The 24,230-nt window shown below is 41.9% G+C and carries 27 protein-coding genes; 10 read left to right on the forward strand and 17 right to left on the reverse strand.

Annotated features, from left to right (window positions below):
- Positions 1 to 219 precede the first annotated feature (219 nt).
- The 9 genes from argA to ubiG all read right to left on the reverse strand — a co-directional run bounded on the left by argA (position 220) and on the right by ubiG (position 7,443).
- The gene (gene argA, locus FTU77_RS00080; protein WP_180004326.1) at positions 220 to 1,572 is read right to left on the reverse strand and encodes an amino-acid N-acetyltransferase; all 1,353 of its coding nucleotides are present in this window, start codon (positions 1,570 to 1,572) and stop codon (positions 220 to 222) included.
- Between the two features lie 86 nt (positions 1,573 to 1,658).
- Positions 1,659 to 2,720, reverse strand: coding sequence for an RNA-guided endonuclease TnpB family protein (locus FTU77_RS00085; RefSeq protein WP_180054149.1), 1,062 nt, complete (start codon positions 2,718 to 2,720; stop codon positions 1,659 to 1,661).
- Positions 2,721 to 2,897: 177 nt separating this feature from the next.
- Entirely contained in the window at positions 2,898 to 3,308 is a 411-nt protein-coding gene (locus tag FTU77_RS00090) for an RcnB family protein (RefSeq protein WP_168379728.1), read from the reverse strand.
- A gap of 242 nt (positions 3,309 to 3,550) precedes the next feature.
- On the reverse strand, positions 3,551 to 3,961 hold the full coding sequence (locus FTU77_RS00095) for an RcnB family protein (RefSeq protein ID WP_180022986.1): 411 nt from the start codon (positions 3,959 to 3,961) through the stop codon (positions 3,551 to 3,553).
- A 310-nt stretch (positions 3,962 to 4,271) separates the two neighbouring features.
- Positions 4,272 to 4,427: a hypothetical protein gene (locus tag FTU77_RS00100; RefSeq protein ID WP_180008593.1), complete on the reverse strand. Its 156-nt coding sequence runs from the start codon at positions 4,425 to 4,427 to the stop codon at positions 4,272 to 4,274.
- A 232-nt stretch (positions 4,428 to 4,659) separates the two neighbouring features.
- A complete protein-coding gene (locus FTU77_RS00105; protein ID WP_111885093.1) occupies positions 4,660 to 5,079 on the reverse strand; it encodes a hypothetical protein in 420 nt (139 codons plus the stop codon).
- Positions 5,080 to 5,248: 169 nt separating this feature from the next.
- Positions 5,249 to 5,998 carry a YciK family oxidoreductase gene (locus FTU77_RS00110; protein ID WP_078190639.1) on the reverse strand — a complete coding sequence of 250 codons (750 nt, stop codon included), beginning with the start codon at positions 5,996 to 5,998 and terminating at the stop codon, positions 5,249 to 5,251.
- Positions 5,999 to 6,034: 36 nt separating this feature from the next.
- Complete coding sequence (locus FTU77_RS00115; protein ID WP_180054151.1) at positions 6,035 to 6,733, reverse strand: HAD family hydrolase; 699 nt, start codon at positions 6,731 to 6,733, stop codon at positions 6,035 to 6,037.
- Entirely contained in the window at positions 6,733 to 7,443 is a 711-nt protein-coding gene (ubiG, locus tag FTU77_RS00120; protein ID WP_078190637.1) for a bifunctional 2-polyprenyl-6-hydroxyphenol methylase/3-demethylubiquinol 3-O-methyltransferase UbiG, read from the reverse strand. Before ubiG ends, FTU77_RS00115 begins: the two co-directional genes overlap by 1 nt.
- A gap of 182 nt (positions 7,444 to 7,625) precedes the next feature.
- On the opposite strand from ubiG, the gene FTU77_RS00125 reads away from it, so the two are divergent.
- Positions 7,626 to 8,243 (forward strand): thiol:disulfide interchange protein DsbA/DsbL, encoded by a 618-nt coding sequence (locus FTU77_RS00125; protein ID WP_078193271.1) that lies wholly within the window; start codon positions 7,626 to 7,628, stop codon positions 8,241 to 8,243.
- Between the two features lie 59 nt (positions 8,244 to 8,302).
- Here the strand turns inward: FTU77_RS00125 and FTU77_RS00130 are convergent, their stop codons facing one another.
- A complete protein-coding gene (locus FTU77_RS00130; RefSeq protein ID WP_078190635.1) occupies positions 8,303 to 8,980 on the reverse strand; it encodes a TetR family transcriptional regulator in 678 nt (225 codons plus the stop codon).
- Positions 8,981 to 9,156: 176 nt separating this feature from the next.
- Between FTU77_RS00130 and rph the strand changes: the two genes are divergently transcribed.
- Positions 9,157 to 9,873: a ribonuclease PH gene (gene rph, locus FTU77_RS00135; protein WP_078190634.1), complete on the forward strand. Its 717-nt coding sequence runs from the start codon at positions 9,157 to 9,159 to the stop codon at positions 9,871 to 9,873.
- A gap of 150 nt (positions 9,874 to 10,023) precedes the next feature.
- Positions 10,024 to 10,263, forward strand: a complete 240-nt coding sequence (locus tag FTU77_RS00140) for a hypothetical protein (RefSeq protein ID WP_168379723.1) — start codon at positions 10,024 to 10,026, stop codon at positions 10,261 to 10,263.
- A gap of 73 nt (positions 10,264 to 10,336) precedes the next feature.
- On the opposite strand, the gene nadC is transcribed toward FTU77_RS00140, so the two are convergent.
- Positions 10,337 to 11,182, reverse strand: coding sequence for a carboxylating nicotinate-nucleotide diphosphorylase (nadC, locus tag FTU77_RS00145; protein WP_180054153.1), 846 nt, complete (start codon positions 11,180 to 11,182; stop codon positions 10,337 to 10,339).
- Between the two features lie 198 nt (positions 11,183 to 11,380).
- Between nadC and ampD the strand changes: the two genes are divergently transcribed.
- Positions 11,381 to 11,953, forward strand: a complete 573-nt coding sequence (ampD, locus tag FTU77_RS00150) for a 1,6-anhydro-N-acetylmuramyl-L-alanine amidase AmpD (RefSeq protein ID WP_078190631.1) — start codon at positions 11,381 to 11,383, stop codon at positions 11,951 to 11,953.
- Between the two features lie 86 nt (positions 11,954 to 12,039).
- Positions 12,040 to 13,581: a murein biosynthesis integral membrane protein MurJ gene (gene murJ / locus FTU77_RS00155; protein WP_180054155.1), complete on the forward strand. Its 1,542-nt coding sequence runs from the start codon at positions 12,040 to 12,042 to the stop codon at positions 13,579 to 13,581.
- Positions 13,582 to 13,747: 166 nt separating this feature from the next.
- Here the strand turns inward: murJ and FTU77_RS00160 are convergent, their stop codons facing one another.
- Positions 13,748 to 13,906, reverse strand: coding sequence for a DUF1328 domain-containing protein (locus FTU77_RS00160; protein WP_005006601.1), 159 nt, complete (start codon positions 13,904 to 13,906; stop codon positions 13,748 to 13,750).
- A gap of 167 nt (positions 13,907 to 14,073) precedes the next feature.
- On the opposite strand from FTU77_RS00160, the gene FTU77_RS00165 reads away from it, so the two are divergent.
- Positions 14,074 to 14,526 carry a YcgN family cysteine cluster protein gene (locus FTU77_RS00165; RefSeq protein ID WP_180054337.1) on the forward strand — a complete coding sequence of 151 codons (453 nt, stop codon included), beginning with the start codon at positions 14,074 to 14,076 and terminating at the stop codon, positions 14,524 to 14,526.
- Positions 14,527 to 14,553: 27 nt separating this feature from the next.
- Here FTU77_RS00165 and FTU77_RS00170 read toward each other — a convergent pair whose 3' ends face one another.
- A complete protein-coding gene (locus tag FTU77_RS00170; RefSeq protein ID WP_078193265.1) occupies positions 14,554 to 15,030 on the reverse strand; it encodes a DUF523 domain-containing protein in 477 nt (158 codons plus the stop codon).
- A gap of 20 nt (positions 15,031 to 15,050) precedes the next feature.
- Complete coding sequence (locus FTU77_RS00175; protein WP_180054157.1) at positions 15,051 to 16,847, reverse strand: EAL domain-containing protein; 1,797 nt, start codon at positions 16,845 to 16,847, stop codon at positions 15,051 to 15,053.
- 252 nt (positions 16,848 to 17,099) lie between these two features.
- Here FTU77_RS00175 and FTU77_RS00180 point away from each other — a divergent pair, with 252 nt between their 5' ends.
- Positions 17,100 to 18,374 (forward strand): replication-associated recombination protein A, encoded by a 1,275-nt coding sequence (locus FTU77_RS00180; protein WP_180054159.1) that lies wholly within the window; start codon positions 17,100 to 17,102, stop codon positions 18,372 to 18,374.
- 335 nt (positions 18,375 to 18,709) lie between these two features.
- Here FTU77_RS00180 and purC read toward each other — a convergent pair whose 3' ends face one another.
- From purC to dapA, 3 genes are read right to left on the reverse strand one after another with little or no spacing between them, the layout of a single operon-like run.
- Positions 18,710 to 19,429, reverse strand: coding sequence for a phosphoribosylaminoimidazolesuccinocarboxamide synthase (gene purC / locus FTU77_RS00185; protein WP_078190626.1), 720 nt, complete (start codon positions 19,427 to 19,429; stop codon positions 18,710 to 18,712).
- A 36-nt stretch (positions 19,430 to 19,465) separates the two neighbouring features.
- The gene (locus FTU77_RS00190; RefSeq protein WP_168379718.1) at positions 19,466 to 20,071 is read right to left on the reverse strand and encodes a lipoprotein-34 precursor (NlpB); all 606 of its coding nucleotides are present in this window, start codon (positions 20,069 to 20,071) and stop codon (positions 19,466 to 19,468) included.
- A 15-nt stretch (positions 20,072 to 20,086) separates the two neighbouring features.
- Positions 20,087 to 20,986, reverse strand: a complete 900-nt coding sequence (dapA, locus tag FTU77_RS00195) for a 4-hydroxy-tetrahydrodipicolinate synthase (RefSeq protein ID WP_078193262.1) — start codon at positions 20,984 to 20,986, stop codon at positions 20,087 to 20,089.
- A gap of 722 nt (positions 20,987 to 21,708) precedes the next feature.
- Between dapA and mhpT the strand changes: the two genes are divergently transcribed.
- From mhpT to pncA, 3 genes are all read left to right on the forward strand, one after another.
- A complete protein-coding gene (gene mhpT, locus FTU77_RS00200; protein WP_180004342.1) occupies positions 21,709 to 22,920 on the forward strand; it encodes a 3-(3-hydroxy-phenyl)propionate transporter MhpT in 1,212 nt (403 codons plus the stop codon).
- Positions 22,921 to 23,071: 151 nt separating this feature from the next.
- Complete coding sequence (locus tag FTU77_RS00205; RefSeq protein ID WP_180054161.1) at positions 23,072 to 23,461, forward strand: hypothetical protein; 390 nt, start codon at positions 23,072 to 23,074, stop codon at positions 23,459 to 23,461.
- 70 nt (positions 23,462 to 23,531) lie between these two features.
- Complete coding sequence (gene pncA, locus FTU77_RS00210; RefSeq protein ID WP_180054339.1) at positions 23,532 to 24,182, forward strand: bifunctional nicotinamidase/pyrazinamidase; 651 nt, start codon at positions 23,532 to 23,534, stop codon at positions 24,180 to 24,182.
- Positions 24,183 to 24,230 lie beyond the last annotated feature (48 nt).

The following is a 24,230-nucleotide window of genomic DNA, read 5'->3' on the forward strand; positions in this document are numbered from 1 at the left end:
AATAAAAATCAGCAAAACTTATGAAAAATTATGATTTTAGAAAAACATATAATGTGTCAAAGTATTATTTTAAGTTATTGAAATTATTTATTTATTTGGGTTATTTAAATGGCAGATATGGTTATTCTGTGGCTTGCAAAGTGATTTGAGGGGGATAGCCAAGGGATTAGGCATAACCTTATGCAAAATAATGCTATTCAGCGCATAAAAAAAGCCACTTTAAAGTGACTTTTTACAAACCAATGAGTTTCTTTGGTAGTTGTATAAGGCCTGACGGGCATTCGGTAAGTCATCGACACTGACTTGTTCAAAACCTTGTTCAAGGAACCAATGCGCTGTCCGTGTGGTCAAAATAAACAATTGTTCAATACCTAAATCTCGCGCTTTTTCTTCTAAATAATGCAAAATTTGGCTACCGCGATTTGATTTTCGATACCCCGGATGCACAGCTACGCACGCGATTTCAGCAGAGCGTTTTTCATTCCCTGTGACAGGAATCGGGTATAACGCAGCGCAGGCCAAAATCGTACCGTCACGTTCAATCACTGCAAATTGTCCAATTTCATTTTCCAGACGTTCGCGTGAGCGATAAACCAAGATGCCTTCTTGTTCGAGAGGGCGTAAGAGATTGATTAAGCCGCCAACATCTTGAATATCGGCAGTACGCACTTCTTCATAATGCGCATCAGTGATCATGGTGCCAGAGCCGTCACGCGTGAACAATTCTTCGATCAATGCGCCATCATAGGCATAGGAAATGAGATGAACACGGTGTACGCCTTGAAGGGAAGCATCTTTGGCAACGCTTAAATGCAGGGCTATGTCGGGGTTAGAATCTTGATATTGCAAAATATGCTGATCAAGTTGATGAGGCGTAATTTCGCGTTGTAGCTGCCCATGTTCATTGTGCAAACCATGTTGTTTGCCCAAGAAAATCAACTTATCCGCTTTTAAGCTGATGGCGGTTTTGGTCGCAACTTCTTCAGCCAATAAATTAAACACTTCACCTGTCGTGGAATAACCTGTTGGCCCAAGCACCACAATATTTTGGCTCTCTAAATGACGTTGAATCGCATCGATATCGACGGAACGAACTTCACCAGACAGTTGAAAATCGATACCGTCACGAATGCCATACGGTTTTGCCGTGACCAAATTGCCTGAGACCACATCAATACGCGCGCCGTACATCGGTGAGTTGGCTAAACCCATAGACAGGAGGGCTTCAATTTGCAGACGAATGGAACCGACGGCATTCATCACCGCAGGTAAGGATTCGCGAGTGGTGATGCGACGGTGATGATGAAATGGTGTCTTGATGCCGCTGCTTTGTAAATTATGATTGATTTGCGGACGAGCACCATGCACCAAAATTAGACGAATACCAAGTGAGTGTAATAAGGCAATATCATGAATAATGTGTTGAAAATTTTCATGTTGCAGCGCTTCACCATCAAACATGATGACAAAGGTTTTGTTGCGATGCGCATTAATATAGGGTGCAGAATGACGGAACCAATGCACATACTGTAAGGTTGTGCTGGAAGATGGTTCAGTGATATTCGTTTGCATGCCTATGCCTGTTTATTCGCTTTGGTATGGATGATTCTAAACAAAAACATATGACAGCGGAAAGCAAATTTGACATCCTCACCCCCTTAAAAGAGGGTGATTCCTACAGCTAGACGCTTATGCCCAAGCGCAAGAATGTTTAGAGCTGAGTTTATATCTCGATCATGAGCTGTACCACAGCTCATGCACTCCCATTCTCTTATTCCAAGATCTGTACTACCTTTGGGACTACTTGAGGTGATCTCACCGCAGCACGAACAGAGTTGGGTGGTATAGGCTTCTTGGACTTCTTCAAACAATACGCCTGCGTTCTCGCATTTATACTTGAGCATTGTTTTTAGTGCAGAAAATCCTGTATCCAAAACAGATTTTGCCATTTTGGTTTTTACTAATTTTTTAGCACTCAAGTCACCTACAATAATCAATGCATTTTCATTCACAAGCTTGGTGCTTGCTTTATGCAAATGATCTTTTCGACTATTTGCAATCTTGGCGTGTAATGCACGAACACGCTTCTTATTCCTGGCTCTCTGAGCAATACCTAATTTCTGCTCATATTTTCGATAGAATTTTGGATTTGAAATTACTGTGCCATCAGAACAGGTGGCAATATCTTTTAAGCCTAGATCAATACCAATCGCTTGGGTTGCTGTCGATTTATCTTGCTTAGGCGATTCAACAACAAGACATACATACCAACGCCCACGGCTATCCTCTACAAATGAACCTGTTTTTAACGTGTATTTGCTTAATCCGTAGCTATCCCAAAGCTTAAATTGGTGTTTTCCATACTGGACATATCCATTGGCATATTTGATAGCCACCTTTTTAAAGGGAATCCATCCCAAAGAGCGCCTTGCTGATTTTTTATTGCTGACACGCCATTTCAGCTTTGCCTTTTTAAATTGCTTTCTTCGGGTGACTAATTCTTCAGTTACAGCCTGAATGGTTTGACTATGTAAATTACATTCTTTGGATGTGCCTTTCGTATATTTGGCAATATCAAAAGCAGAGAGAAATTCACCTTTCCGCTTCAAATGCCTAAACCCTAAATCATTGACATAATTCCAGACGAAGTTCACTTCTGATGCTAGTTGGTCTAACACCTTGCAATGTTTGTCTTTTATACGTAATTTAAGGGTTTTCATGTACTTATATTAACAATCAAAACTCAAGGAAAATAGTCCTTAGTTAAATCAAACGACACTTCATGTCGTGTCGCTTATATCTCTGACCTGAAGGACAGAGTTTTACGCTCCATTTGATAAAAAACACCTGAACAGTGTTCAGGTGTTGGGAAAGGGACTTAAGAGATCGTCGAATGATTAGCCATTCTTAATGCGAATGATGCGATCGGTACGATCATTGACTAGCACGTAGTCACCATTGATTTTGTACCATTGTTGATAACGACCGGTGTTCGGTAAGCGGCGCGCTTCACGGTCACTCACTTTGTAGCGGCTTGAATCGAAATAACGAGGAAAGCTTTGACCAACACGCCAATCGCGGCTTGGATTTACACGACGAAAGTCATTACGGTCGTAGCGATTATTGTCATAACGGTTGTTGTTATTCCAATTACTCGGACGGTGATCTTTGTCCCAACGGTTGTCTTGATGTTGGTATGACGGATGGTAACGGCGGTCATCTTGACGATGGTCTGGCGCAGCAATGGCTGCTGTTGTTGCCATCAAAGCCGATACGGAAAGAACTAAACTCGATACGATTTTGTTCATGGGACACCTCTATACATTTCTAATCTGTTTTTCGATGATTCAAAATTAGCGAGAAAGTTCAGAGAAAGCGTGGGGGCAATATAGTTGAATTGTGAAATGTATGGAGGAAATTTGAAGGTGTGTAAATGATCTGAACGCTAGGCAGCATCAGCTTTTGCGGTTAAACATTAAAAAAAACTCATAAAAAAAGCCCAGAGTTGATCTGGACTTTAAAAATATGGCGAAATTAAATTCAAAACGGCTTACATACCTAAAATTTTCAGAATACTGTTACTATCTGAGTTGACCAATATGTAGTCATTATTGATTTTATACCATTGCTGATTACGCGATGGTTTAGGTAAGTTATGGTCTTTATAATCGACTTTATAACCATTACCACGATAATGCTGTGGCATCACATAGCCCGTTTGCCATTTATGTTGTTGCAAACGTTTGACTCCACGTTGTTCACGCATACGGCGTCGATCTTCAAGATCGTCATCGTCCTGATAACCACGGTAATCACGATCTTTTTTCATTTGACCATATGCATTGCCGCGTGGGCCATCAAAGCCACGTTCATCGTTCTTGAAGTGAGGCGCTGCAGACGTGATGCTGCTTGCTATTAAAGCACTGAAAGAAATAGCCAAAATTGGCAAAATCTTTTTCATGTTCAACCCTCATGAGTAATTTATCTTCAATATCACTACTGTACGCATTAAATGCAGAGAAACTGTGAAGAAAGATGAATATTTCTTTAAATAAAACGAAGAGATTGCGGATATTATGCGATAAATTTGGCGCCGAGAACAATCTTTCCATCTTGAAAGCGATGGTCCGATAATGCGTGCTTTTTATCCTTGCAATGCAGTCTTGATCAAATTTGAGGTCTATTGTAAGCACGATCAAAAACGCCCATCAAGTCTTGATGGGCAAATAGGGTAGAGATACTGGAATGAAAACGGTGGGTAAATTCGGGTTTTAGTACCACTGCTCATTGAGGCATTGGAGTGAATAAATCGCTTGAGCCACAGATTCAGCTTGCTCGGCATCGTCCATTGCAGAGATCAAATTTTCAGTCAGTTGTAAGGTTTCAATTGAACGAATGGTTTCAATTTTACGTGTTTGATCAGCCATTTGGGTCTCCTTGCCGTCGGTCTATGTCATGGCAAGCAGTCTATGCTTTTATATTTAATTTGAAAAACCGAATATTATTATAAAAATAATTTAAAAATACGATCAATGGAAAGTTGGGTAATGAAGCTGTCTATTGATCAAAGCTTGTTGAATTTCAAATGCTAATCTAAGGGTTTAAAAAAAGGGCATCAAATGGCCCTTTTTAAACATGAATTTTTCACTTGGAACACACTTAGTATGCGTATTTCAGGTCGGTATAATCCGTTAATGATTTTTGAATATGAGCTTGAATAAATTCATTAATATCTTCAGGTGTCATTGCTGCACCTTGTTTGGTAATCACATGCTCAAACGGTGCTTGATCTTGCGCAATGATGCGATAAACAAAGTTAGTGATCACTTGAAAGCCTGCTTCTTGCTTTTGAATGCAAGTGACATAGAAATAGGCATGCTCAAAGTTTAAGTCAGTATGCGAAAAAATAAATTGTTCAAATAATTTTGCATTTTGACCGACATCTAAGCCCTTTAAATCGTCCACGATACTCGGGTCGAATTTCATGCCATATTTTGCTGAAATCGGTTGACCATCGACCAGTAGGTTAACCATGCCATCCTCAGTTGGAGTCACTGTAATATTGCTAAAGTCAGACATGTATCAATCCAATGTTTTTAAAGAATGCCCCAAGTATCGGCAAATTTGCTAAAAACTCAAGTCGACTTTCGCGTGTACACCGCAAAATCAGTCGATTGCTGAAGCCTTGTAAGCATTCGATACATAAAAAAAGGAAGCGCGATCTTCCTTTTTAAATTGGGTTTTCACCCTATTCATCTTGGGCATCTATGCTGGCACCGGTTAAATGCAAGCTGTCGTCACCCATTAAATATAAATATGCAGGCATGATGCTTTCAGGCGTAGGCAAAGTTTTTGGATCTTCGTCTGGATAAGCTTTTGCACGCATGGCAGTACGTGTCGCACCAGGGTTAATACAGTTAAAACGAATATTGGGGTGTTCATTTTCTTTAGCGAACAATGTGCTTACGGCTTCAATGGCAATTTTTGAAACCGAGTACGCGCCCCAACGTTCACGGGCTTCACGCCCCACACCTGAACTGGCAAAGACCACTGAGGCATGCTCAGATTTTTGTAGTAGTGGCATCAGCTCTTGAGTCAGTACAAAGGGCGCGCGAAGGTTCACCGCCATGACATCATCCCATACATCCACAGGATAATGTTCTAGTTCAGTTCGCTCACCCAAAATCCCGGCATTATGCAAAATGCCGTCTAGGCGACCAAATTGCTTTTCTAAGGTATCGACCAACAGCTCATAATCACGAGGAGAGGCACTAGACAGTTGTAGCGGTAAAATCGCCGGTTGGGGGGCACCCAAGCCTTCAATTTCATCGTAAATCACTTCTAGTTTATTCAGTGTGCGTCCATGTAAGACCACGGTTGCGCCATGTAAGGCATAACTGAGGGCAGCCGCACGGCCAATACCATCGCCCGCACCTGTAATCAGGATAATGCGATCTTTGAGCAGATCGGGGCGAGGTTGATATTCTGAATATTTCATCCGTACCTCCTCGTTTTATTGTGTTGTGTTCTATCGTTATAAAGTCGCTGTGTTGAGCGTTTTCGGTTTGATGACCAAATCATGAATGACTTCATGCAGGTCAGCAACAGTCTTCACTATACAATCTGCATGCCAAGCTGTTAAGTCATCTTTGTGTTGTAAAGGTAAATAGCCATAAGCCGCTAGAATCGTGTACATCTGCGCATTACGACCTGCATCGATATCACGTGGATGATCACCGACATAGATACAGTCTTGAGCATCAAGATGAATGTGCTTGGCGGCTAAATACATCGGCTCTGGGTCTGGTTTGGTTTTACTGACATCATCTGGGCAAACCAATACCGAGCAGCGCTCAGTCAAATTCAACGCTTTGAGCAACGCTTCACTGAGTGAACGCGGCTTATTGGTGACAATACCCCACGGAATTTGATGCTGTTCCAGTTCATCGAGTAGCGGATACATGCCTTCAAAAAGGTCTGTATCGACGGCTATATCAGCACCATACAGATCTAGAAAGCGTTGACGATGTGCCAGAAAGATAGGATCTTCAACGTCTAACTCTGGATAGACCAGTTTGACCATGGCACGCGCGCCTTCAGATACCTGTACACGAATGTCTTCTGCACTGACCACCGCAATGCCTTTGTCACGGCACATGTCTTGAATAATACGAATAAAATCAGCCGCGGTATCAATCAGTGTACCGTCAAGATCAAAGAGTACAGCTTTCATTAGGCTTCTTTCACCGTATGAACCATGTAGTTCACATCCACATTCGGTGCGAGCCAATAGCGTTTGGTAATCGGGTTATAATGTAAACCTGTCATATCTTTGAGTTTTAACTCGGCTTGACGAATATCATGAGCTAATTCTGAAGGTTTAATAAACTTCGAATAATCATGAGTGCCTTTCGCCAACATGCGTAAAACATATTCCGCACCAATAATCGCAAACAAATAGGCTTTAGGATTACGGTTAATGGTCGAGAAGAACACATGACCACCCGGTTTTACCAGCTTTTGACAGGCTAAAATGATCGAAGCTGGATCGGGTACGTGTTCGAGCATTTCCATACAGGTGACGACGTCATATTGACCTGCTTGCTCTTCTGCCAATTGCTCTACAGGTACTTGGCGATATTCAATATTTTGTACATTTTCTTGTTCGGCATGTAAGCGTGCAACATTCAACGGCGCTTCGCCCATGTCGATACCCAATACTTGCGCACCGCGACGTGCCATGCTTTCAGCTAAAATACCGCCGCCACAGCCCACATCTAATACTTTCTTGCCAGTGATACCATTTGAATGCTCATCAATCCAGTTCAAACGCAGGGGATTAATCATGTGCAAAGGGCGGAACTCAGAATGCTGATCCCACCATATGGCTGCGAAAGCTTCAAATTTGGCAATTTCTTGTGGATCAACATTCAATTGCGACATCGGTTGCACCTCAATCAAGTCTTTATATTTTAGAAAAAAGTTTATGGGAGTTAGTGTAGCGCGTCCTGAAAAAAAAGCGATAAAAGCCTTAAAAAAGTTCACAGAATGAAAACGAAATCGACAGATTTGATTTATAGTGTTGCCATAAACTAATCATAATGATTTTGAGGACGATAAGTTCAATGAAAAAATTCCTTTTAGGCACGATTACAACAGCTATTTTGGCTTTTTCTGGCAGTGCGATGGCAGCGCAATTTGTCGCGGGGACTGATTACACAGTTATTCCAAAACCGATTAAAGTCGAACGTCCGGGTAAAATCGAAGTCCGTGAGTTCTTTTGGTATGGCTGCCCACATTGTTTTACATTAGAACCGCATATGCAAACGTGGTTAAAGCAATTGCCTAAAGATGTACGTTTTGTCCGTACACCTGCAGCAATGAATCCACTTTGGGAACAAGGCGCGCGTGCTTACTATGCATCGGAAGCACTGGGTGTTCGTCAAAAAGCACATTTACAATTGTTCCATGACATTCATGTGGGTCAGAAAAATATCTTAGAACAAGGCGCATTTGCGAAGTTCTACACCCGTTATGGTGTTCCTGAAGCGAAATTTAACAGCACATTTAAATCATTTGCTGTGTCTTCAAAAATTGCTCAAGCGAAAAACTTAGCAGCTCAATATCAATTGAGCGGCGTGCCTGCGATTACCGTCAATGGTAAATACATCGTACAAGGTGAAGATGCCCGTACCGTTGAAATCGTGAAATTCCTTGTTGATAAAGAACGTAAAGCGAAATAACAGTGTTTTGAAAAAGCCGCACTCGATGCGGCTTTTTTTATGCAGGCATATTTTGCGTTTTAGGTCGATAAATTTTGTGGATCAGCGATTTGAGCCAAAGATCGATCCCAATGCAAAATGCCACGAAATAAGAGCTGAACTTGAGTCTGAGCTTGGCGGCGAAATTGTTGTAGCGCATCCGTACGTTGTGGAAGCTCAACATGTCGATGTAAGTCAATCCACTGCATTGCCCAACTTAAGGCCAATTCAAACAAAATTTGTCCCAATACTTTGAGGTCTTGTTCGGATTGAATGTGTTGAGTCGCTTCAACTTGAGCCAGTGCATGGGCCAAATCAGTACTGAGAAAATTAAATTCACGTGTAATGGCTTGTCTTAAGGAAGCTGAACCACCCCAACGCTCTGCAATGAGAAACATCCATGCCTCAGGAAATTGCTCAACGGCATGAAATAAATAATCCAGACTCTGTCGTGTACGTGCATCGGGTGCTTGAAAGCATTGCTGACTCAGTTGATTGAGTACATTGCGAAGGTGCAGGGCCATTTGGTCGACTAGTTCCAAACCGAGCTCATCCATGTCCTGAAAATGGCGATAAAACGCAGCAGGAACCAAGCCGACATGACGGGAAATTTCGCGTAAGCTCAGACTGCTAAAAGAACGGCCTGTGGTACTCAATGCAAGCGCTGCATCAAGGATAGCTTTACGACTTTGTTGCTTACGTTCTTCCCGTATCGACATGCAATTCGTCCTGAATTTTGCGTGGCTTCAGTCTAACAAATTTCCTGATGTCGTACGATGGGCCTATCAAAACTTGGATGAATGGATTTTGTAAATGCACACGAATGCGTCCCGAATCTGGCTGTACCTTCTGTTATAATGTGCCGCAATCAATTTTGTCAGATTAAGGACTCATTATGCGTATCGACCAACGAGCATTAGATCAATTACGTGAAGTAAAAATTACCCGTAACTACACACGTTATGCGGAAGGTTCTGTATTGGTTGAATTTGGTCATACAAAAGTTCTTTGTACTGCAAGTGTCGACAACTCAGTGCCGCGTTTCCTTAAAGGAAAAGGTCAGGGTTGGGTGACTGCTGAATATGGCATGTTACCTCGTTCAACACATACACGTACTGACCGTGAAGCGGCACGTGGTAAACAAAGCGGTCGTACTCAAGAAATTCAACGTCTGATTGGTCGTAGCTTACGTGCGATGGTCGATTTGAAAAAATTGGGTGAAAATACCATCAGCATCGACTGTGATGTGATTCAGGCAGATGGCGGTACACGTACAGCATCAATCACAGGTGCAGCAGTTGCCTTGGTCGATGCAATGAATGTCTTGCTTGAAAATAAAAAAATTAAACAAGATCCATTAAAAGGTTTAGTTGCTGCGATTTCTGTAGGGATGTATCAAGACGAAGCATTACTTGATCTTTGCTATGAAGAAGATTCAAGCTGCCAAACAGACATGAACGTAGTGATGACACAAGCTGGTGAGTTCATTGAACTTCAAGGTACAGCAGAAGACAAACCATTTACACGTACACAGTGTAATGAAATGCTTGAACTGGCTGAAAAAGGCATTCAAGAATTGATCAAAAAACAACAAGAAGCTTTAGGCTGGTAAGTTGTTTGATTCAGTTCAAACTGAATAAAGAACGCATCTTCGGATGCGTTCTTTTATGCGTTGAATATAGAAAATCCAACACGAATCGGCTATTCAGTAGCGTGTCTTTGACTCAAATTAATAGGATCAGGATGCTTTGAAGGACTAAATATGAAAAATTGGATGATGTATTTTTCTTTGTTCAGCGTATTGTTGATCAGTGGTTGTGATTTTTTTGGGAATCAGGATCAAGAGCGTGAAGGTGGTCGTTTTTCTGAACAAAGTGAAAACTCAAAAGATCAGGACGATGATCAAGATGAGCGCGAGCAGCATGAAGACGATGCGGCGCATGAAAAGGACTCTGAACATGAAGATCAACGAGGTGCAAAACAACAGCAAGATGATGATTAAGTCATGCTAGAGGTTAAGCATCAAAAAGGGTGCAATAGCACCCTTTATTTATGTTTAGAGTAAGTCTAGAGCGTTAGGCATTAAAGCGCATCGATAAATCAATCGCTGTGACATCTTTGGTGAGCACACCCATCGAAATATAATCGACCCCTGTCGTTGCCACTTCACGTAAGTTCGCAATAGTGATATTGCCTGACGCTTCAAGTTTGCAGCGACCATTGACGTGTTTAACGGCATCAATCATTTGTTGCTGACTAAAGTTATCCAACATCACAATATCCGCACCTGCTTCCAATGCTTGGTTGAGTTCATCCCAAGTTTCGACTTCAACTTCCACAGGTTTACCCGGTGCAATCTGGTGTGCTTTGGCAATCGCTTGTTGGATGCCACCTGCTGCCATGATGTGATTTTCTTTAATTAAAAACGCATCAAATAAACCTAAGCGATGGTTTTGACCACCTCCGACAGCAACTGCATATTTTTGTGCAATACGTAGGCCTGGTAAGGTTTTACGGGTATCGAGTAAACGAGTATTCAAACCTTCAAGCTGCTGGACATAGGCAGCAGTTTTAGTCGCTACTGCAGATAATGTTTGTATAAAATTTAAGGCTGGACGCTCAACCGTGAGTAAACTACGCGCAGAACCTGCGAGTCTTAAAAAGGCTTCGCCTGCGGCAACACGGTCACCATCATGTTTCAACCAAGTGACTTGGACAGCGGCATCGTAAGCCTGAATGAGTGCATTAACCCAAGGCTGACCCGCCAAGATCATCTCTTCACGGCTGATAATCGTTGCAGTGGCTTGTTCATCTTCTGGAGTTAACAGGGCTGTAATATCGCCTTCGCCAATATCTTCTTGTAGTGCGTGTTGAATATTGATTTGGATAGATTGTTCAAGCAAAGATTGCGATATGCTCATAAGAAGTTCCGTATCTTTTTAACCCAGGAAAATGTGCGCGTTATATTAGCATTGTTCCTTAAAAATGAGCGATTTTTAACTCCTTTCACAGACTTGAATTGAGATTTCAATGTGAAAGTTTTAGCATTAAACCTTTCAAGTAGGGCTCGGCGTTTTGATCTGTAGCATTGCAGGCCGGCTTAGACACAGGATTTTTTTATGTCACAAGCAACAACATTTCAGGTGCAGGATGGGCAATTGCTAGGTGCGCGTCAAATTCCATCACCGAATTTTAACCAGCGTCCTGAAGATACCGAAATTCAGCTTGTCGTCATTCATAATATTAGTTTGCCACCTTCTCAGTTTGGCGGTGGTTATATCGAACAATTTTTCCAAAATCAGTTGGATTGGTCGAAACATCCTTATTTTCAAACCATTGAAGGGATGCAGGTATCGACACATTTATTGATCCTGCGTACAGGCGAAGTCCTACAGTTTGTCAATTTTAATGATCGGGCTTGGCATGCTGGTCGTTCAACCTATTTAGCGCAAAAAGAATGTAATGATTATTCGATAGGTATTGAGCTCGAAGGAAGTGATGATTTACCTTTTGAAGCTGCACAATATGCCGTGCTGACAGAGGTCGTGGCGTGTTTACAACAGGCTTATCCTAAAATTCAACAACATATTGCAGGGCATTCAGATATTGCACCGGGACGTAAAACTGATCCGGGTCCATTTTTTGAGTGGAACGCTTTTCGTCAGCAGCTGCATCATTTTAAAAACAAATAAACAATACACACTGCGTTTAATAAACCAATGAAATTCCTTGACGAGTTTCATTACAATAGGCGCACTTTCAAAAGTGAGAAATACCGATGGCGCTTTGGCGTTCGACAGTTATTGTCAGTGCAATGACTATGTTGTCCCGTGTATTGGGACTGGTACGGGATATTGTCCTGTTAAATGTATTTGGTGCAGGTAAAGACTTCGATACCTTCGTGGTTGCCTTTCGTATTCCTAACTTTTTTAGGCGTTTATTTGCAGAAGGGGCATTTTCACAAGCCTTTATTCCTGTATTGACTGAATATAAAACCAGTCGAACCCATGCCGAAGTCCAGATTCTGATTAGCCGTGTTTTTGGCTGTTTAGGTCTAGTGATGACCAGCTTGACGTTCATCGCGATGGTGGCCGCACCCGCGATTATCTATATCTATGCACCGGGTTTCCATGGTGATGCAGACAAGTTTGCGTTAGCCACCGATATGTTTCGCCTAACGATTCCTTACTTACTGTTTATGTCCTTAACGGCATTTGCCAGCAGTATTTTGAATAGTTATGGCTCATTCAGTACACCTGCGTTCGCTCCAGTGTTACTCAATGTCGCGATGATTGCCGGTGCGCTATGGTTAACCCCTTATATGGCTGAGCCAATTATGGCTTTGGGTTGGTCTGTTGTCGCGGCAGGCTTCTTGCAATTGGCGATTCAGATTCCAGAGCTGTGGCGTAAAAAATTACTGATTCCACCGAAAGTTGACTTCAAACACGAAGGTGTTGATCGCATCATGAAGTTGATGCTGCCAGCACTGTTTGGTGTCTCAGTGACGCAGATCAACCTACTGTTGAACACCATTTGGGCGTCTTTCATGCAAGATGGTTCGGTGTCATGGTTATACAGTGCCGAACGGATGACCGAATTGCCATTGGGCTTAATTGGTGTCGCGATAGGTACCGTAATTTTACCTTCGTTGTCTGCGCGTCATGCTGAACAAGATCAAGAAAAATTCCGTCGTATGATTGATTGGGCAGCTAAGGTCATTATCTTGGTGGGTGTGCCTGCAAGTATTGCGCTTTTCATGCTCTCTACACCTATTATTCAGGCCTTATTTGAACGTGGTCAATTTAGCTTTGAAGATACACAGATGACCGCATTGGCATTGCAATGTATGAGTGCCGGTGTGATTTCATTCATGCTCATTAAAGTGTTTGCACCAGGGTTTTATGCGCAACAAGATACCAAAACTCCAGTACGTGTAGGTTTAATGGCGGTCGCAGCGAATGCCATTCTTAATGTGGTGTTTATTGGATTCTTTAAACTGATTGATTGGCATGCTGAGCATATGGCCTTGGCCTTGGCATCATCGGGTTCCGCTTTAGTGAATGCAGGGATGCTGTATTTTTATTTACATAAGCGCAATATTTTTCGCTTTGGTGCACATTGGAAAAAGTTGGTGATTCAGTTTGCGATAGCCAATGCTGTGATGATTGCTGCACTGTGGTATGGCTTAACATGGTACAACGGTGATGTATCTGCGTGGATGCGTGTCGCGGAAGTGATCATCTTATGTGTGATTGGTGTTGCTGCTTATGGTATCGCCTTAATTGCAACAGGCTTTAGACCATGTCATTTAAAACCATAAAGCTAAAACCATATAACGTAGTAAGTTTACGTGGATGTAAAAAAATAAGAGCTCATAGGCTCTTATTTTTTTCATTGACACTCAAGATGATAAAAACGTACGTTTCTTATCCATGAGTCTAAGGGGGGGGGTAATTTGTAGTTTAAAACGACATACAATCCGTCGCCTAAACTTTTCCTCGAGAGAGGAAACCAACAATTGCAAGGATAACTGCAATAACCAAAAGAATAACAGCAAAGTCTTTGGATAAGCCTGCCACACCACCAAAACCTAGCAGACTAGCAATCAATGCAATTACAGCGAAAATAATAGCCCAACGGAACATAGTTTTATCTCCATGTGATTTTTTATTCTGTATGCCCATTATAAGAGGCTAAAAAAACCTACTATGTAGTCTTTTGTTTATTTAATGTTCAATATTCGGTAACTTAAACAAAGAATTAATGTGCAGGTTCAGTTAATATGCCTGCCACCTTTGTTGCGAGCGAGAAGATGACCGATACTCTACGCCCACATTTTTGGAAAAAGCATGCTTTGACTGAACTCACCCATTTGGAGTGGGAGTCACTCTGTGATGGTTGCGGGCTTTGCTGTTTAATTAAGCTTGAAGATGAAGATACTCATGAGGTTGCCTACACCAAAGTGGCATGCAAACTTTTAGATTGTGAAAAGGCATCTTGCTCCAATTATCCAAATCGTCAATCACATGTTCCAGACTGTATACAGCTGACGCCACATCAGATTCACCAATTTCATTGGCTACCACCAAGCTGTGCTTATCGTAGAATTTCTGAAGGTAAAGATTTACCACGTTGGCATCATCTGGTGACGGGAAATCGTGACAGTATTTTGAAGGCACGAAAGTCTGCCGCAGGGCGTTGCATCAGTGAAGAAGACGTCAACCCTGATGATATTGAAGATTATATTGTACGTTGGGTACGCTAAAGGACACAGATACGCTCTATCTTGGATCTAGAGTTGATCTTGTATCATAGCCAGAAAGTCTTGTTCTGACAGAACCTGAAAACCGTGCTGTTTGAGGAGTGCTGTGGTTACTCCATAGCCTTCAATTTTCGTACGGGTAAAGCTGCCGTCATAAATGTAGTGGCTGCCGCAAGACGGGCTGCGATCTTTCAAGACAACAACATCAACTTTGTGTAATTGGGCCAATTCTAACATTCGTTGAGCACCTGCAATAAATTCAGCACTAACGTCTGTCCCCAAAACATCTTTAACTTGAGCTGTACCATTGAGCACATCAGTGGCTTGACCATTTTGAATTTCTGCAGGAAAACGTGGACAGCTCAGGCCGCCCATCATTTCTGGGCAGGCCGTAATGACTTGGTGAGTCTGCATCAGTTGGCAAATCGCTTGTTGTGTATTTGATTTTGCATCATAACGAACGGGTTGGCCTGCCAGACAGGCACTGACTAAATACTTCAGTGTCATCGTGTCATGCTCCACAAGTTTTAGCGACTTAAAAGTTCCATCGCATGGTCATAACTGAGCGGGCGATAAAAGTAAAAACCTTGTCCAGTATGACAATTACATTCTTTTAAGGTATCGACCTGTTCCGGTTTCTCTATACCTTCGACCAGTATATTCAGGGAAACACTCGCACCAATTTGGGTAATCGCTTTGACAATGGCTAGTGCTGAACAGTCGGTGTGCATGCGTTCCACAAAATTACGGTCGATTTTAATACAGTCGACAGGGTAGTTACTTAGACGTGTTAATGATGAATGACCTGTACCAAAATCATCTAAAGAAATGTGGATGCCATGGTCTTTCAATAAATTGAGGGCGCGAATCACATAATTTGAGCCACGTTCCGACAGGCTTTGCTCGGTAATTTCGACTTCAATAATGTCCGGTGAAATACCAAACTGCTTTAAGCGATTCAGTAGTTTTTCCGCATAATCATCACGTAAAAATTCGACAGGGGCAGCATTTATTGAAATTGGTAGCGGTTGTAGTCCGAGTTCAATCCATTTTTGAATATCTTGAAAGATTTTAATTTGCATCGTTTCACTAATGCGTGAAGCCAATTCATAATCTTGAAATGCAGCAAAAATTTGAGAAGGTAATTGTAATTGTTGGTCTTTATCGTACCAACGCAGCAAAGCTTCAAAGCCGACCACTTGACTGTCAGAAAGGCGAACTTTGGGTTGATAAAACGGAATAATTTGATTGGACTTAATCAGGCTGCGCGCTAGCGTTAATTGACGAGTGGTATTTTCAAGGATTTTGAACATGGTGTGGTTGAACATTCGCACCCCACCACGACCACTGCCTTTTAAATCATTCAGTGCAATATCTGCGCATTTAAGTAAATTCGAGGAATTTTGTGCATCGCGTGGGTAGATCGCGCAGCCAATACTCATACCTATATTGATGCTTTGTCCATTATAGAAAATCGGCATATCCATTTGCTGACAGGCGATGCTGGCAAAATTCTGTAATTGTTGTTGCGATTTTAAATTTGGAATAGAAATGGCAAATTCATCACCACCTAAACGTGAAACTACAATATTTGTATCAAAACATTGCTGAAAACGCTGCCCAAGGGTATGCAGTAAATGGTCTCCAGCACTATGCCCTAAGGTGTCATTAATATGCTTAAAATAATCCAGATCGATCAATAACAAACCCAGTTGTTGCTGATGTTCTCGTGCCACTCTTAAGTGACTTTTAAAGACTCGACTAAACGCACGGCGGTTTAATAAACCTGTTAAATCATCCTGTTCAATGATCCGTTGGAGTTTATTTTCCGCCAGTCGCTGTACCGTAATATCACGGGAGACACAGAGAATTTCTTTGACTTGACCATATTCATTGAATACTGGGCTGAGCATGTTATCCCAATAAGCTATGGGTTCATCGGCCACTTGGCTCATGCCGACAAAGCGAGAAGTTTTTCCTTGTTTGGCTTCTGCAAAAGCATTCAGACACGCGTCGCGGACTTCTTCAGGCAATAATTTGTGCCATGACATACCAAACTCAGTTTCAGTCGGCGACACACCGAGAGCTAAGCAACCAGCGCGGTTCATATGCAGAATATGACCGTCTAGGCTTAATAATTTAATACAGTCGACACTGGCATCTAACATTTGATTACGGCTGTCGAGTTTTTCGCGTAATTCTGCACATTGGGTATGTTGTAATTGTATATTCTTGGCTTGAGGCATTTGTTGAAATGAATATATAGATAGATCAATGCCTTGTTGAACTTGAGGTATTTGCTTTTGCTTTAATGATTGCTTCATACAATCTGTCCAATTGGGTCAGGCAAGCTAAAAATGGGATATCTAGCCGATCATACTTTAATTTGATCGATAAGGGATAAGATCTCTTGTTACATTATAGTTAACATTCGCCTAAGGATTTTTACATGCAAGATACTTAAATAATGACATCAAACCAGCCTCTTAAATTGAATATCGAATAAAGCAAAGATTCTGCCAAGGCAGTGTTAGAATAGAAAAAACGTCCCCAATTGCCGGAAACGAAATAATAAGATGTCAGACAGCCAAATTCCTCTTCCTGAACGCATGCGTCCTCATGATTTATCGCAAATTATTGGACAAGATCACCTTTTGGGTGAAGATGCACCGTTACGCCAGATGATTGACCAAGGGCATTTGCCATCGATTATTTTTTGGGGACCTCCGGGTGTAGGTAAAACCACAATTGCATTGTTGTTAGCGCAGGCCGTTGACCGACCATTTATTAGTTTATCTGCGCTCAATACTGGGGTGAAAGAGTTACGTGAAATCATCGCCGATGGTGGAGATTTATTGACACCTGTGGTGTTTATTGATGAAATTCATCGCTTTAATAAGTCACAACAAGATGCCTTACTGAATGCAGTTGAAAAGGGCAAAATTACCCTGATTGGTGCAACCACAGAAAACCCTTCATTTGAAGTTAATAATGCCTTATTGTCGCGTTGTCAGGTGTATACCTTAAATGCTCTGGATAATGACGTAATTCAGCGCTTATTGGATCAAGCCATTCACCAAGATTCGTTTTTAAAAGAGCGTTATATTCAAATCGAAGAATATGAAGCTTTATTTCAATTTGCCGCAGGTGATGCTCGTAAAGCATTAAATCTTTTAGATTTAATCGCCAGTACGTTTGAGCCAGACTTAGAAAATATCATTAACAATGCGGTGGTAGTCAAAGTTGCGCAGCAAAATATTGCACGCTATGACAAATCGGGCGAACAGCATTATGATCTAGTTTCGGCTTTTATTAAGTCGATTCGAGGCAGTGATCCAGATGCCGCTTTGTATTGGATGGCTCGAATGCTCAAAGGTGGTGAAGATCCTGTTTTTATTGCCCGTCGTATGTTGATTGCGGCATCTGAAGATATTGGCAACTCAAATCCAAATGCTTTGCTGTTGGCAGGAGAATGCTTCCGATCTGTGCAGGCAATTGGTATGCCTGAGTGTCGAATCATTTTGGGGCAATGTGCGGTGTACTTGGCAACCAGTGCAAAAAGTAACAGCACTTATTTGGCCATAAACAAAGCTTTAGATTTGGCAGAAAAAACCTCGAATCTACCCGTGCCATTGCATTTGAGAAATGCACCAACCAAATTGATGAAAGAGCAAGGCTATGGCGTGGACTATTTATATCCACATAATTATCCTGAACATTTTGTCATGCAAGACTATATGCCGCCTGAACTGAAAGGCACTAAGCTGTATGAGTCTGCACGCAATAAACGTGAAGTCGAAGGTGAGCGTTTGCAGCAACGCCGTTGGATGCAACAACAACAGCAACAATGATTTGAATGATCATAATGGAAAGGCGCTGCGGCGCCTTTTTTTATGTCTATTTCACGCAAAAAAAAGCCCAACTCAAGGCGAGCTGGGCTGAAAAAATAGGATGTCTTTGGGGAGATACATCCTAGAGGGTAGATGGAAAATCTGGTCGGCATACACATTGGAAACTTATAGATCCTAGTGCTGCCTGGTATGTGGCTATCTTAGTGTGAACTTGGCTAAATGTGAAACAGAGGATTTTTATGGTTAACATTTGTTTTTTCGATCATAGATTAATCGAGTAATATTTCATTAAAAAACCGAGCTAAAGAGCTCGGTTTTTCAAATCGATGAACGACTTAGATATCAGAAAGGTCGATACCTAAACGCGCAGCAACTTCTTCATAAGCTTCAACCACACCGCCTAAACCTTGACGGAAACGGTCTTTGTCGAGTTTTTTCTTAGTGTCTTTGTCCCATAGACGGCAGCCGTCTGGAGAGAATTCGTCACCCAGTACGATACGGTCGTGGAACACACCAAATTCAAGTTTAAAGTCAACAAGCAGCATGTTGCCTGCATCGAATAGACCTTTAAGTACTTCGTTTACTTTATAAGTCAATTCTTTCATTTGAGCGAGTTGTTCAGCAGTCGCCCAACCTAAAGCAATCGCTTGTGATTCATTCACCATTGGGTCGCCTAACGCATCGTCTTTGAAGAACAATTCGAAAGTTGGCGGAGTAAGTTCTTTACCTTCTTCAACGCCTAAACGACGGCAAAGTGAACCTGCTGCATAGTTACGAATTACGCACTCTACAGGAACCATGGTTAATTTTTTCACTAAAACTTCAGTTGGAGAAAGAAGTTTTTCGAAATGAGTTTCGATACCAGCCGCAGCCAATTTTTCCATGATAAAGGCGTTAAAACGGTTGTTCACCTTACCTTTGCGATCCAGTTGTTCAATTTTTTCACCGTTGAATGCAGAAGCATCGTCACGGAAAACTAGGATGAGGTGGTCAGAACTATCTGTTTCATAAACAGATTTCGCTTTACCAGTATAGAGCAAGGTTTGTTTTAACATGAGGGAACCTTTTTCGAGAAAAAATGCCTAGTACGACTAGGCTGGCCAATTTTGGTAAATCTGAGCTAACAGATCTGCAGCTTTTTCTTTGTCTGCAAAACTGTTATCGGCATTGAACACAGCGATGTTATTGCTTGAACCTACAGAAGAAAGTCTTAAGACATAGGTCTGCTGATCGACCTTGACGGTTACTTCGTAACGGTTTTTGCTCTGACCAACAATGGTATGGTTAAGGCTGCTGAGGGTAGCAAGTGTGTATTGCCAAATTGTAGCAGAATTTCCTTCAACTTTGATCAGTGGATTTTGATTTCCATCCACCAATAGTTGAGGGTGGCTAATATTTGTACTGTCTGTTGAGGAATCTGCGACGACATTATTTTTTTCCGCGGCTGGACGCGGAAGGGCATAGCGATTGCCACGCTTATTTTCAAGCTTTGGTGCATGCTCAATTGCTAGTGGGTCAACAGATGGAGCAGGATACAAAGGCGTTGCAGGACGAACCATCGACCCTTCAGGGTATTTCAGTGGTTCAACATCTGTGGTTTGTTTATAGTCCAGTGTGCCATTATTAAAGGCAAGTGAACTACAACCGGCTAATGTAAACACTGAAAGTGCCAGGCTAAGTCCTAAACGTAATTGCATGATGTTTGCTCTTCTTTATTTGATAACGCCCGCAGTGATGAGTGCTTCACGAAGCGGAGTGCGATATTGTTCTGCAAGGGGTGTTAATGGTAAGCGAATGCCTGTTTCAATCAGGTTCATCTCATGAAGTGCCCATTTCACAGGAATTGGGTTCGATTCGCAAAATAAAATTTGATGTAAATTTGCAACAGTATTGTTTTGTTGCTCGGCTTGGACTGCGTCACCCGCCAAAGCGCTTGCACACACTTCGCTCATTTCTTTTGGCGCCACGTTCGCAGTAACCGAAATGTTGCCCTTAGCACCTAAACCCATTAACTGATAAGCCGTTGCATCATCACCTGAGTACACCACCATATCTTTGCCTTTAAGGCCTTCAATGAGTTCTTGACCACGAGGAACATCGCCAGTGGCGTCTTTAATGCCCACGATTTGTGGAATATCAGCAAGACGGATCACGGTGTCGTTGTGCATATCTACACCAGTACGGCCAGGGACGTTGTATAAAATTTGAGGTAAATCAACAGCTTCAGCAATTGCTTTGTAGTGTTGATACAGGCCTTCTTGGGTCGGTTTGTTATAGTATGGTGTTACTAATAATGCCGCATCTGCACCTAATTCTTTGGCTTCTTTGGTGAGTTCAATCGCTTCGTGGGTTGAGTTTGCACCTGTGCCGGCAATAATTGGAATGCGTTTGTTCGCCACACGGATGATTTCTTTGATCACCTGAGTGTGTTCGGCCATGCTCAAGGTAGAAGCTTCACCTGTAGTCCCTACAGCAACAATACTGTTGGTGCCCTGCTTTATATGCCACTCAACCAGCTTCTCGAGGCTCTTCCAATCTACGCTGCCATCTTCAAACATTGGGGTGACGATTGCGACAATTGAACCTTGAATGGTCTGAGCTTGCTGAGTCATTTTGAAAAGCTATCCTATTTGTCCATCCGACAAGATGAAATATAGATTTCTGGATGGTTTCGAATTTTGATTTGTAGCATGTTCATTGGGCTATACCCAAATTGAATAATGCTTACGCAAATTATGACTGATCAAACGCATAAGAACAATATGCTTTGGTCAAAGCCATAAAATTCTTTATACAAATCAAACTTAAAACAATCAAGTGTAAAATAGCGGTTTTTTTGCAGTCTGAAAATTGTTCAGCAGGGCTGAATCTTGAAAATGTGTTATTCAATCGAGAGGGTTGGCATGGTTGATGGGATTGATTAAATCATCAGCAAAAGGTTGATCTATGTGTATTCCGTGCTTTTTAATCAGAATTTAAGATTAAATAACAATGACTAAAGATTTAAAAACTATATCAATTCGCTCGGGTTTTATTACAAATGATTGTTAAAAACTTGGGTAATAATCTTTTTTATATCTAATAGAAATAGACATGTTTTTATGAGTGTTTAAAAAGATCGCTTGATTTGACTGTTCATTGCACGATTCATATTTTTTTATTTTAAATTTTTAATTGTTTTTACGACTTTGTGACTTAAAGCACAAAAACTATTACACCATGCACGTAATCCAATTTTGGACGAAAGGCTTCAACTTATTGGTAGTTATATCCTTTATAAGGCTCAGCGATGATGCGACTTAATTTGAACGCTGATGACAACAAGGATTCTCCAATGGAAAAGTCAGATAACAAGCATGCTATTGTCACGGTAGCAATCTGCTTCCTTATTGCCGTAATCGAAGGTCTGGATATTCAGGCTGCAGGTATTGCAGCAGCAGGGATTCGTGAATATTTCGGGCTGGATAGCTCGCAGCTCGGGGTGTTTTTTAGTGCCGGTATTTTAGGATTATTACCTGGTGCTTTGGTGGGTGGTCGGATTGCAGACCGAATGGGCCGTAAAAAAGTATTAATTTGGTCTACGGGGATGTTCGCCATCTTTACCTTATGTACGGTATGGGTAAATAGCTTCCATAGCTTACTCGCTGTACGTTTTCTTGCAGGTGCAGGTTTAGGTGCAGCAATGCCAATTTTAATTACCTTGGCATCTGAAGCGGTAACACCACAAAATCGTGGTCGTGCAGTCGGTTTGATGTACTGTGGTATGCCTGTGGGTGCGGCAATCTTGTCATTAGTTGCAATGACGGACTTCGGTGCAAACTGGAAAAATATTTTCTATTTAGGCGGTTTATTACCGATTGTTGTGATTCCATTGATGATTTGGTTCCTGCCCGAATCGCGTGAATTCTTGAAAGCCAAAGATCAAGCGGTTCAAGCGACCGCCAATGGCGAAGTGCAACAAGGTGCTTTCAAAAACCTCTTTAACACAGAAAACCGTTTACGTACTTTCTCAATTTGGGTGAGCTACTTCTTCACCTTGATGGTGGTGTACATCATGTTGAGCTGGTTACCGTCGTTGTTCACCGAACTCGGTTTCACTCGTAAAGATGGTGCAACTGCGCAGTTCTACTTCATGGTGAGTGCAACCATTGGTACGATCATTTTAGGTATGTTGACTGACCGTTGGAAGAAAGCTTATGTGATCATTTTGATGTACGGTGGTATTTTGGCAGGTCTATTTGCGCTGAATGGTGCAGGTTCATTGACTCAAATGTACATGGCGTCAGCTTTAGTCGGTGCATTCGTGATTGGTTGCCAAGGTGTGCTGTATGCCTTCGGTGGTATCGTGTATCCAACACAGTTACGTGGTACGGGTGTTGGTGTAGCTTCAGCTGTTGGTCGTGTCGGTGCAATGTTAGGCCCTGCAATTGCGGGTCAGTTATTGGCAGCAGGTTTTGGTGCGGCAGGGGTGATTACCGCTGCAATTCCATGTATCGCAATCTCTGCAATATTTATGTTGTTATTGGTACGTCGTATTCCATCATAAGGAACATGCCATATCAAAAAAGCCCGCATATTGCGGGCTTTTTTTATGGCGACAATAGAAGTCGCACTAATGCTTTAAATCAAGATAAATAAATGTATTTTATGTAAAAATACAGCAGAAAGAAAAAACAAAAAATCAACGTAGAGGGGCTATGTCAGCAAGAAAACTGGTCGCAATTTTTAAAGTTGATCAACGTGAATTCAGTTTGTATCTACATCAATACGAATTTATCTTAGAACTCAAACCTGTATTTCAAAGAAATCGCCAGCAGCCGAGACAAAATGCGTGGTTGGCCTTTGCCGATGAACCTACCCTAGAAGATGTTGCTGAAAATATTAATGCGTTTGAGGTCATGCAACAGACACGCCGCCATTTATTAAAATATATCTTTCAACATCAACCGCGCTATTTTTATTTTCATGCTTCGACTCGGCGAAAAGCCCATATTTACCCACGCTTTGCACAGCGTTTGGTTGAGCATTTGCCCAAGTATCGGTATTGTCAGGAAGGACAGTCATTTTATTTTTATGCACAGGACTGAATACTAAGGCTTTTAAAATATGAGCGAATCAGTAGAGTCGCCGACAATGCATGACAACGGATGGAGAGATATGCAAAAGAATACAGCGCTGATTGTGGTCGATGTACAAAATGGTTTTACCCCAGGCGGTCAGTTGGCTGTTGCCAATGCCGATCAAATTATTCCAGGGATTAATCAACTGGGACAATACTTTGCGAATATTGTGCTGACTCAAGATTGGCATCCAGCCGACCATATTTCTTTTGCTGAAAATCATCCTGAGCATGCACCTTATGACAGCATAGAGCTGAATTATGGAACGCAAGTATTGTGGCCAACACATTGTGTACAAGGTACACAGGATGCCGAATTACATCCTGATTTAAATTTACCGACGGCGCAGCTGATTATCCGTAAAGGTTTTCATCAGCATATCGACAGCTACTCTGCTTTTATGGAAGCAGATCAGAAAACTTCAACGGGTTTGGCGGGCTATTTGCGCGAACGTGGTATTGATACGGTCTTTGTGGTGGGGATCGCCACGGATTTCTGTGTTGCATGGACGGCAATGGATGCGCGTAAGCTTGGTTTTGAAACTTTTGTGATTGCTGATTTGACCAAAGGGATCGATTTACAGGGTTCGCTTCAGCATGCATGGCAAGACATGTTGGCGAATGGGGTGAAGCGTATTTACCTGAAAGATATTGTGCAGCAGCATGCACAGGCATTATCTTTGGCATGACCCAGTGGGCTCAGTTGAGAAAAGGCACAAGGGTGTGCCTTTTTTTGT

This window comes from Acinetobacter sp. YH12142, from assembly GCF_013418435.1.
GTDB classification, from domain to species: domain Bacteria; phylum Pseudomonadota; class Gammaproteobacteria; order Pseudomonadales; family Moraxellaceae; genus Acinetobacter; species Acinetobacter amyesii.

Bases quoted from the DNA above. Each gene is read 5' to 3' on its own strand.
- argA (WP_180004326.1), bottom strand. From the start codon at position 1,572: ATGCAAACGAATATCACTGAACCATCTTCCAGCACAACCTTACAGTAT.
- FTU77_RS00085 (WP_180054149.1), bottom strand. From the start codon at position 2,720: ATGAAAACCCTTAAATTACGTATAAAAGACAAACATTGCAAGGTGTTA.
- FTU77_RS00090 (WP_168379728.1), bottom strand. From the start codon at position 3,308: ATGAACAAAATCGTATCGAGTTTAGTTCTTTCCGTATCGGCTTTGATG.
- FTU77_RS00095 (WP_180022986.1), bottom strand. From the start codon at position 3,961: ATGAAAAAGATTTTGCCAATTTTGGCTATTTCTTTCAGTGCTTTAATA.
- FTU77_RS00100 (WP_180008593.1), bottom strand. From the start codon at position 4,427: ATGGCTGATCAAACACGTAAAATTGAAACCATTCGTTCAATTGAAACC.
- FTU77_RS00105 (WP_111885093.1), bottom strand. From the start codon at position 5,079: ATGTCTGACTTTAGCAATATTACAGTGACTCCAACTGAGGATGGCATG.
- FTU77_RS00110 (WP_078190639.1), bottom strand. From the start codon at position 5,998: ATGAAATATTCAGAATATCAACCTCGCCCCGATCTGCTCAAAGATCGC.
- FTU77_RS00115 (WP_180054151.1), bottom strand. From the start codon at position 6,733: ATGAAAGCTGTACTCTTTGATCTTGACGGTACACTGATTGATACCGCG.
- ubiG (WP_078190637.1), bottom strand. From the start codon at position 7,443: ATGTCGCAATTGAATGTTGATCCACAAGAAATTGCCAAATTTGAAGCT.
- FTU77_RS00125 (WP_078193271.1), top strand. From the start codon at position 7,626: ATGAAAAAATTCCTTTTAGGCACGATTACAACAGCTATTTTGGCTTTT.
- FTU77_RS00130 (WP_078190635.1), bottom strand. From the start codon at position 8,980: ATGTCGATACGGGAAGAACGTAAGCAACAAAGTCGTAAAGCTATCCTT.
- rph (WP_078190634.1), top strand. From the start codon at position 9,157: ATGCGTATCGACCAACGAGCATTAGATCAATTACGTGAAGTAAAAATT.
- FTU77_RS00140 (WP_168379723.1), top strand. From the start codon at position 10,024: ATGAAAAATTGGATGATGTATTTTTCTTTGTTCAGCGTATTGTTGATC.
- nadC (WP_180054153.1), bottom strand. From the start codon at position 11,182: ATGAGCATATCGCAATCTTTGCTTGAACAATCTATCCAAATCAATATT.
- ampD (WP_078190631.1), top strand. From the start codon at position 11,381: ATGTCACAAGCAACAACATTTCAGGTGCAGGATGGGCAATTGCTAGGT.
- murJ (WP_180054155.1), top strand. From the start codon at position 12,040: ATGGCGCTTTGGCGTTCGACAGTTATTGTCAGTGCAATGACTATGTTG.
- FTU77_RS00160 (WP_005006601.1), bottom strand. From the start codon at position 13,906: ATGTTCCGTTGGGCTATTATTTTCGCTGTAATTGCATTGATTGCTAGT.
- FTU77_RS00165 (WP_180054337.1), top strand. From the start codon at position 14,074: ATGACCGATACTCTACGCCCACATTTTTGGAAAAAGCATGCTTTGACT.
- FTU77_RS00170 (WP_078193265.1), bottom strand. From the start codon at position 15,030: ATGACACTGAAGTATTTAGTCAGTGCCTGTCTGGCAGGCCAACCCGTT.
- FTU77_RS00175 (WP_180054157.1), bottom strand. From the start codon at position 16,847: ATGAAGCAATCATTAAAGCAAAAGCAAATACCTCAAGTTCAACAAGGC.
- FTU77_RS00180 (WP_180054159.1), top strand. From the start codon at position 17,100: ATGTCAGACAGCCAAATTCCTCTTCCTGAACGCATGCGTCCTCATGAT.
- purC (WP_078190626.1), bottom strand. From the start codon at position 19,429: ATGTTAAAACAAACCTTGCTCTATACTGGTAAAGCGAAATCTGTTTAT.
- FTU77_RS00190 (WP_168379718.1), bottom strand. From the start codon at position 20,071: ATGCAATTACGTTTAGGACTTAGCCTGGCACTTTCAGTGTTTACATTA.
- dapA (WP_078193262.1), bottom strand. From the start codon at position 20,986: ATGACTCAGCAAGCTCAGACCATTCAAGGTTCAATTGTCGCAATCGTC.
- mhpT (WP_180004342.1), top strand. From the start codon at position 21,709: ATGGAAAAGTCAGATAACAAGCATGCTATTGTCACGGTAGCAATCTGC.
- FTU77_RS00205 (WP_180054161.1), top strand. From the start codon at position 23,072: ATGTCAGCAAGAAAACTGGTCGCAATTTTTAAAGTTGATCAACGTGAA.
- pncA (WP_180054339.1), top strand. From the start codon at position 23,532: ATGCAAAAGAATACAGCGCTGATTGTGGTCGATGTACAAAATGGTTTT.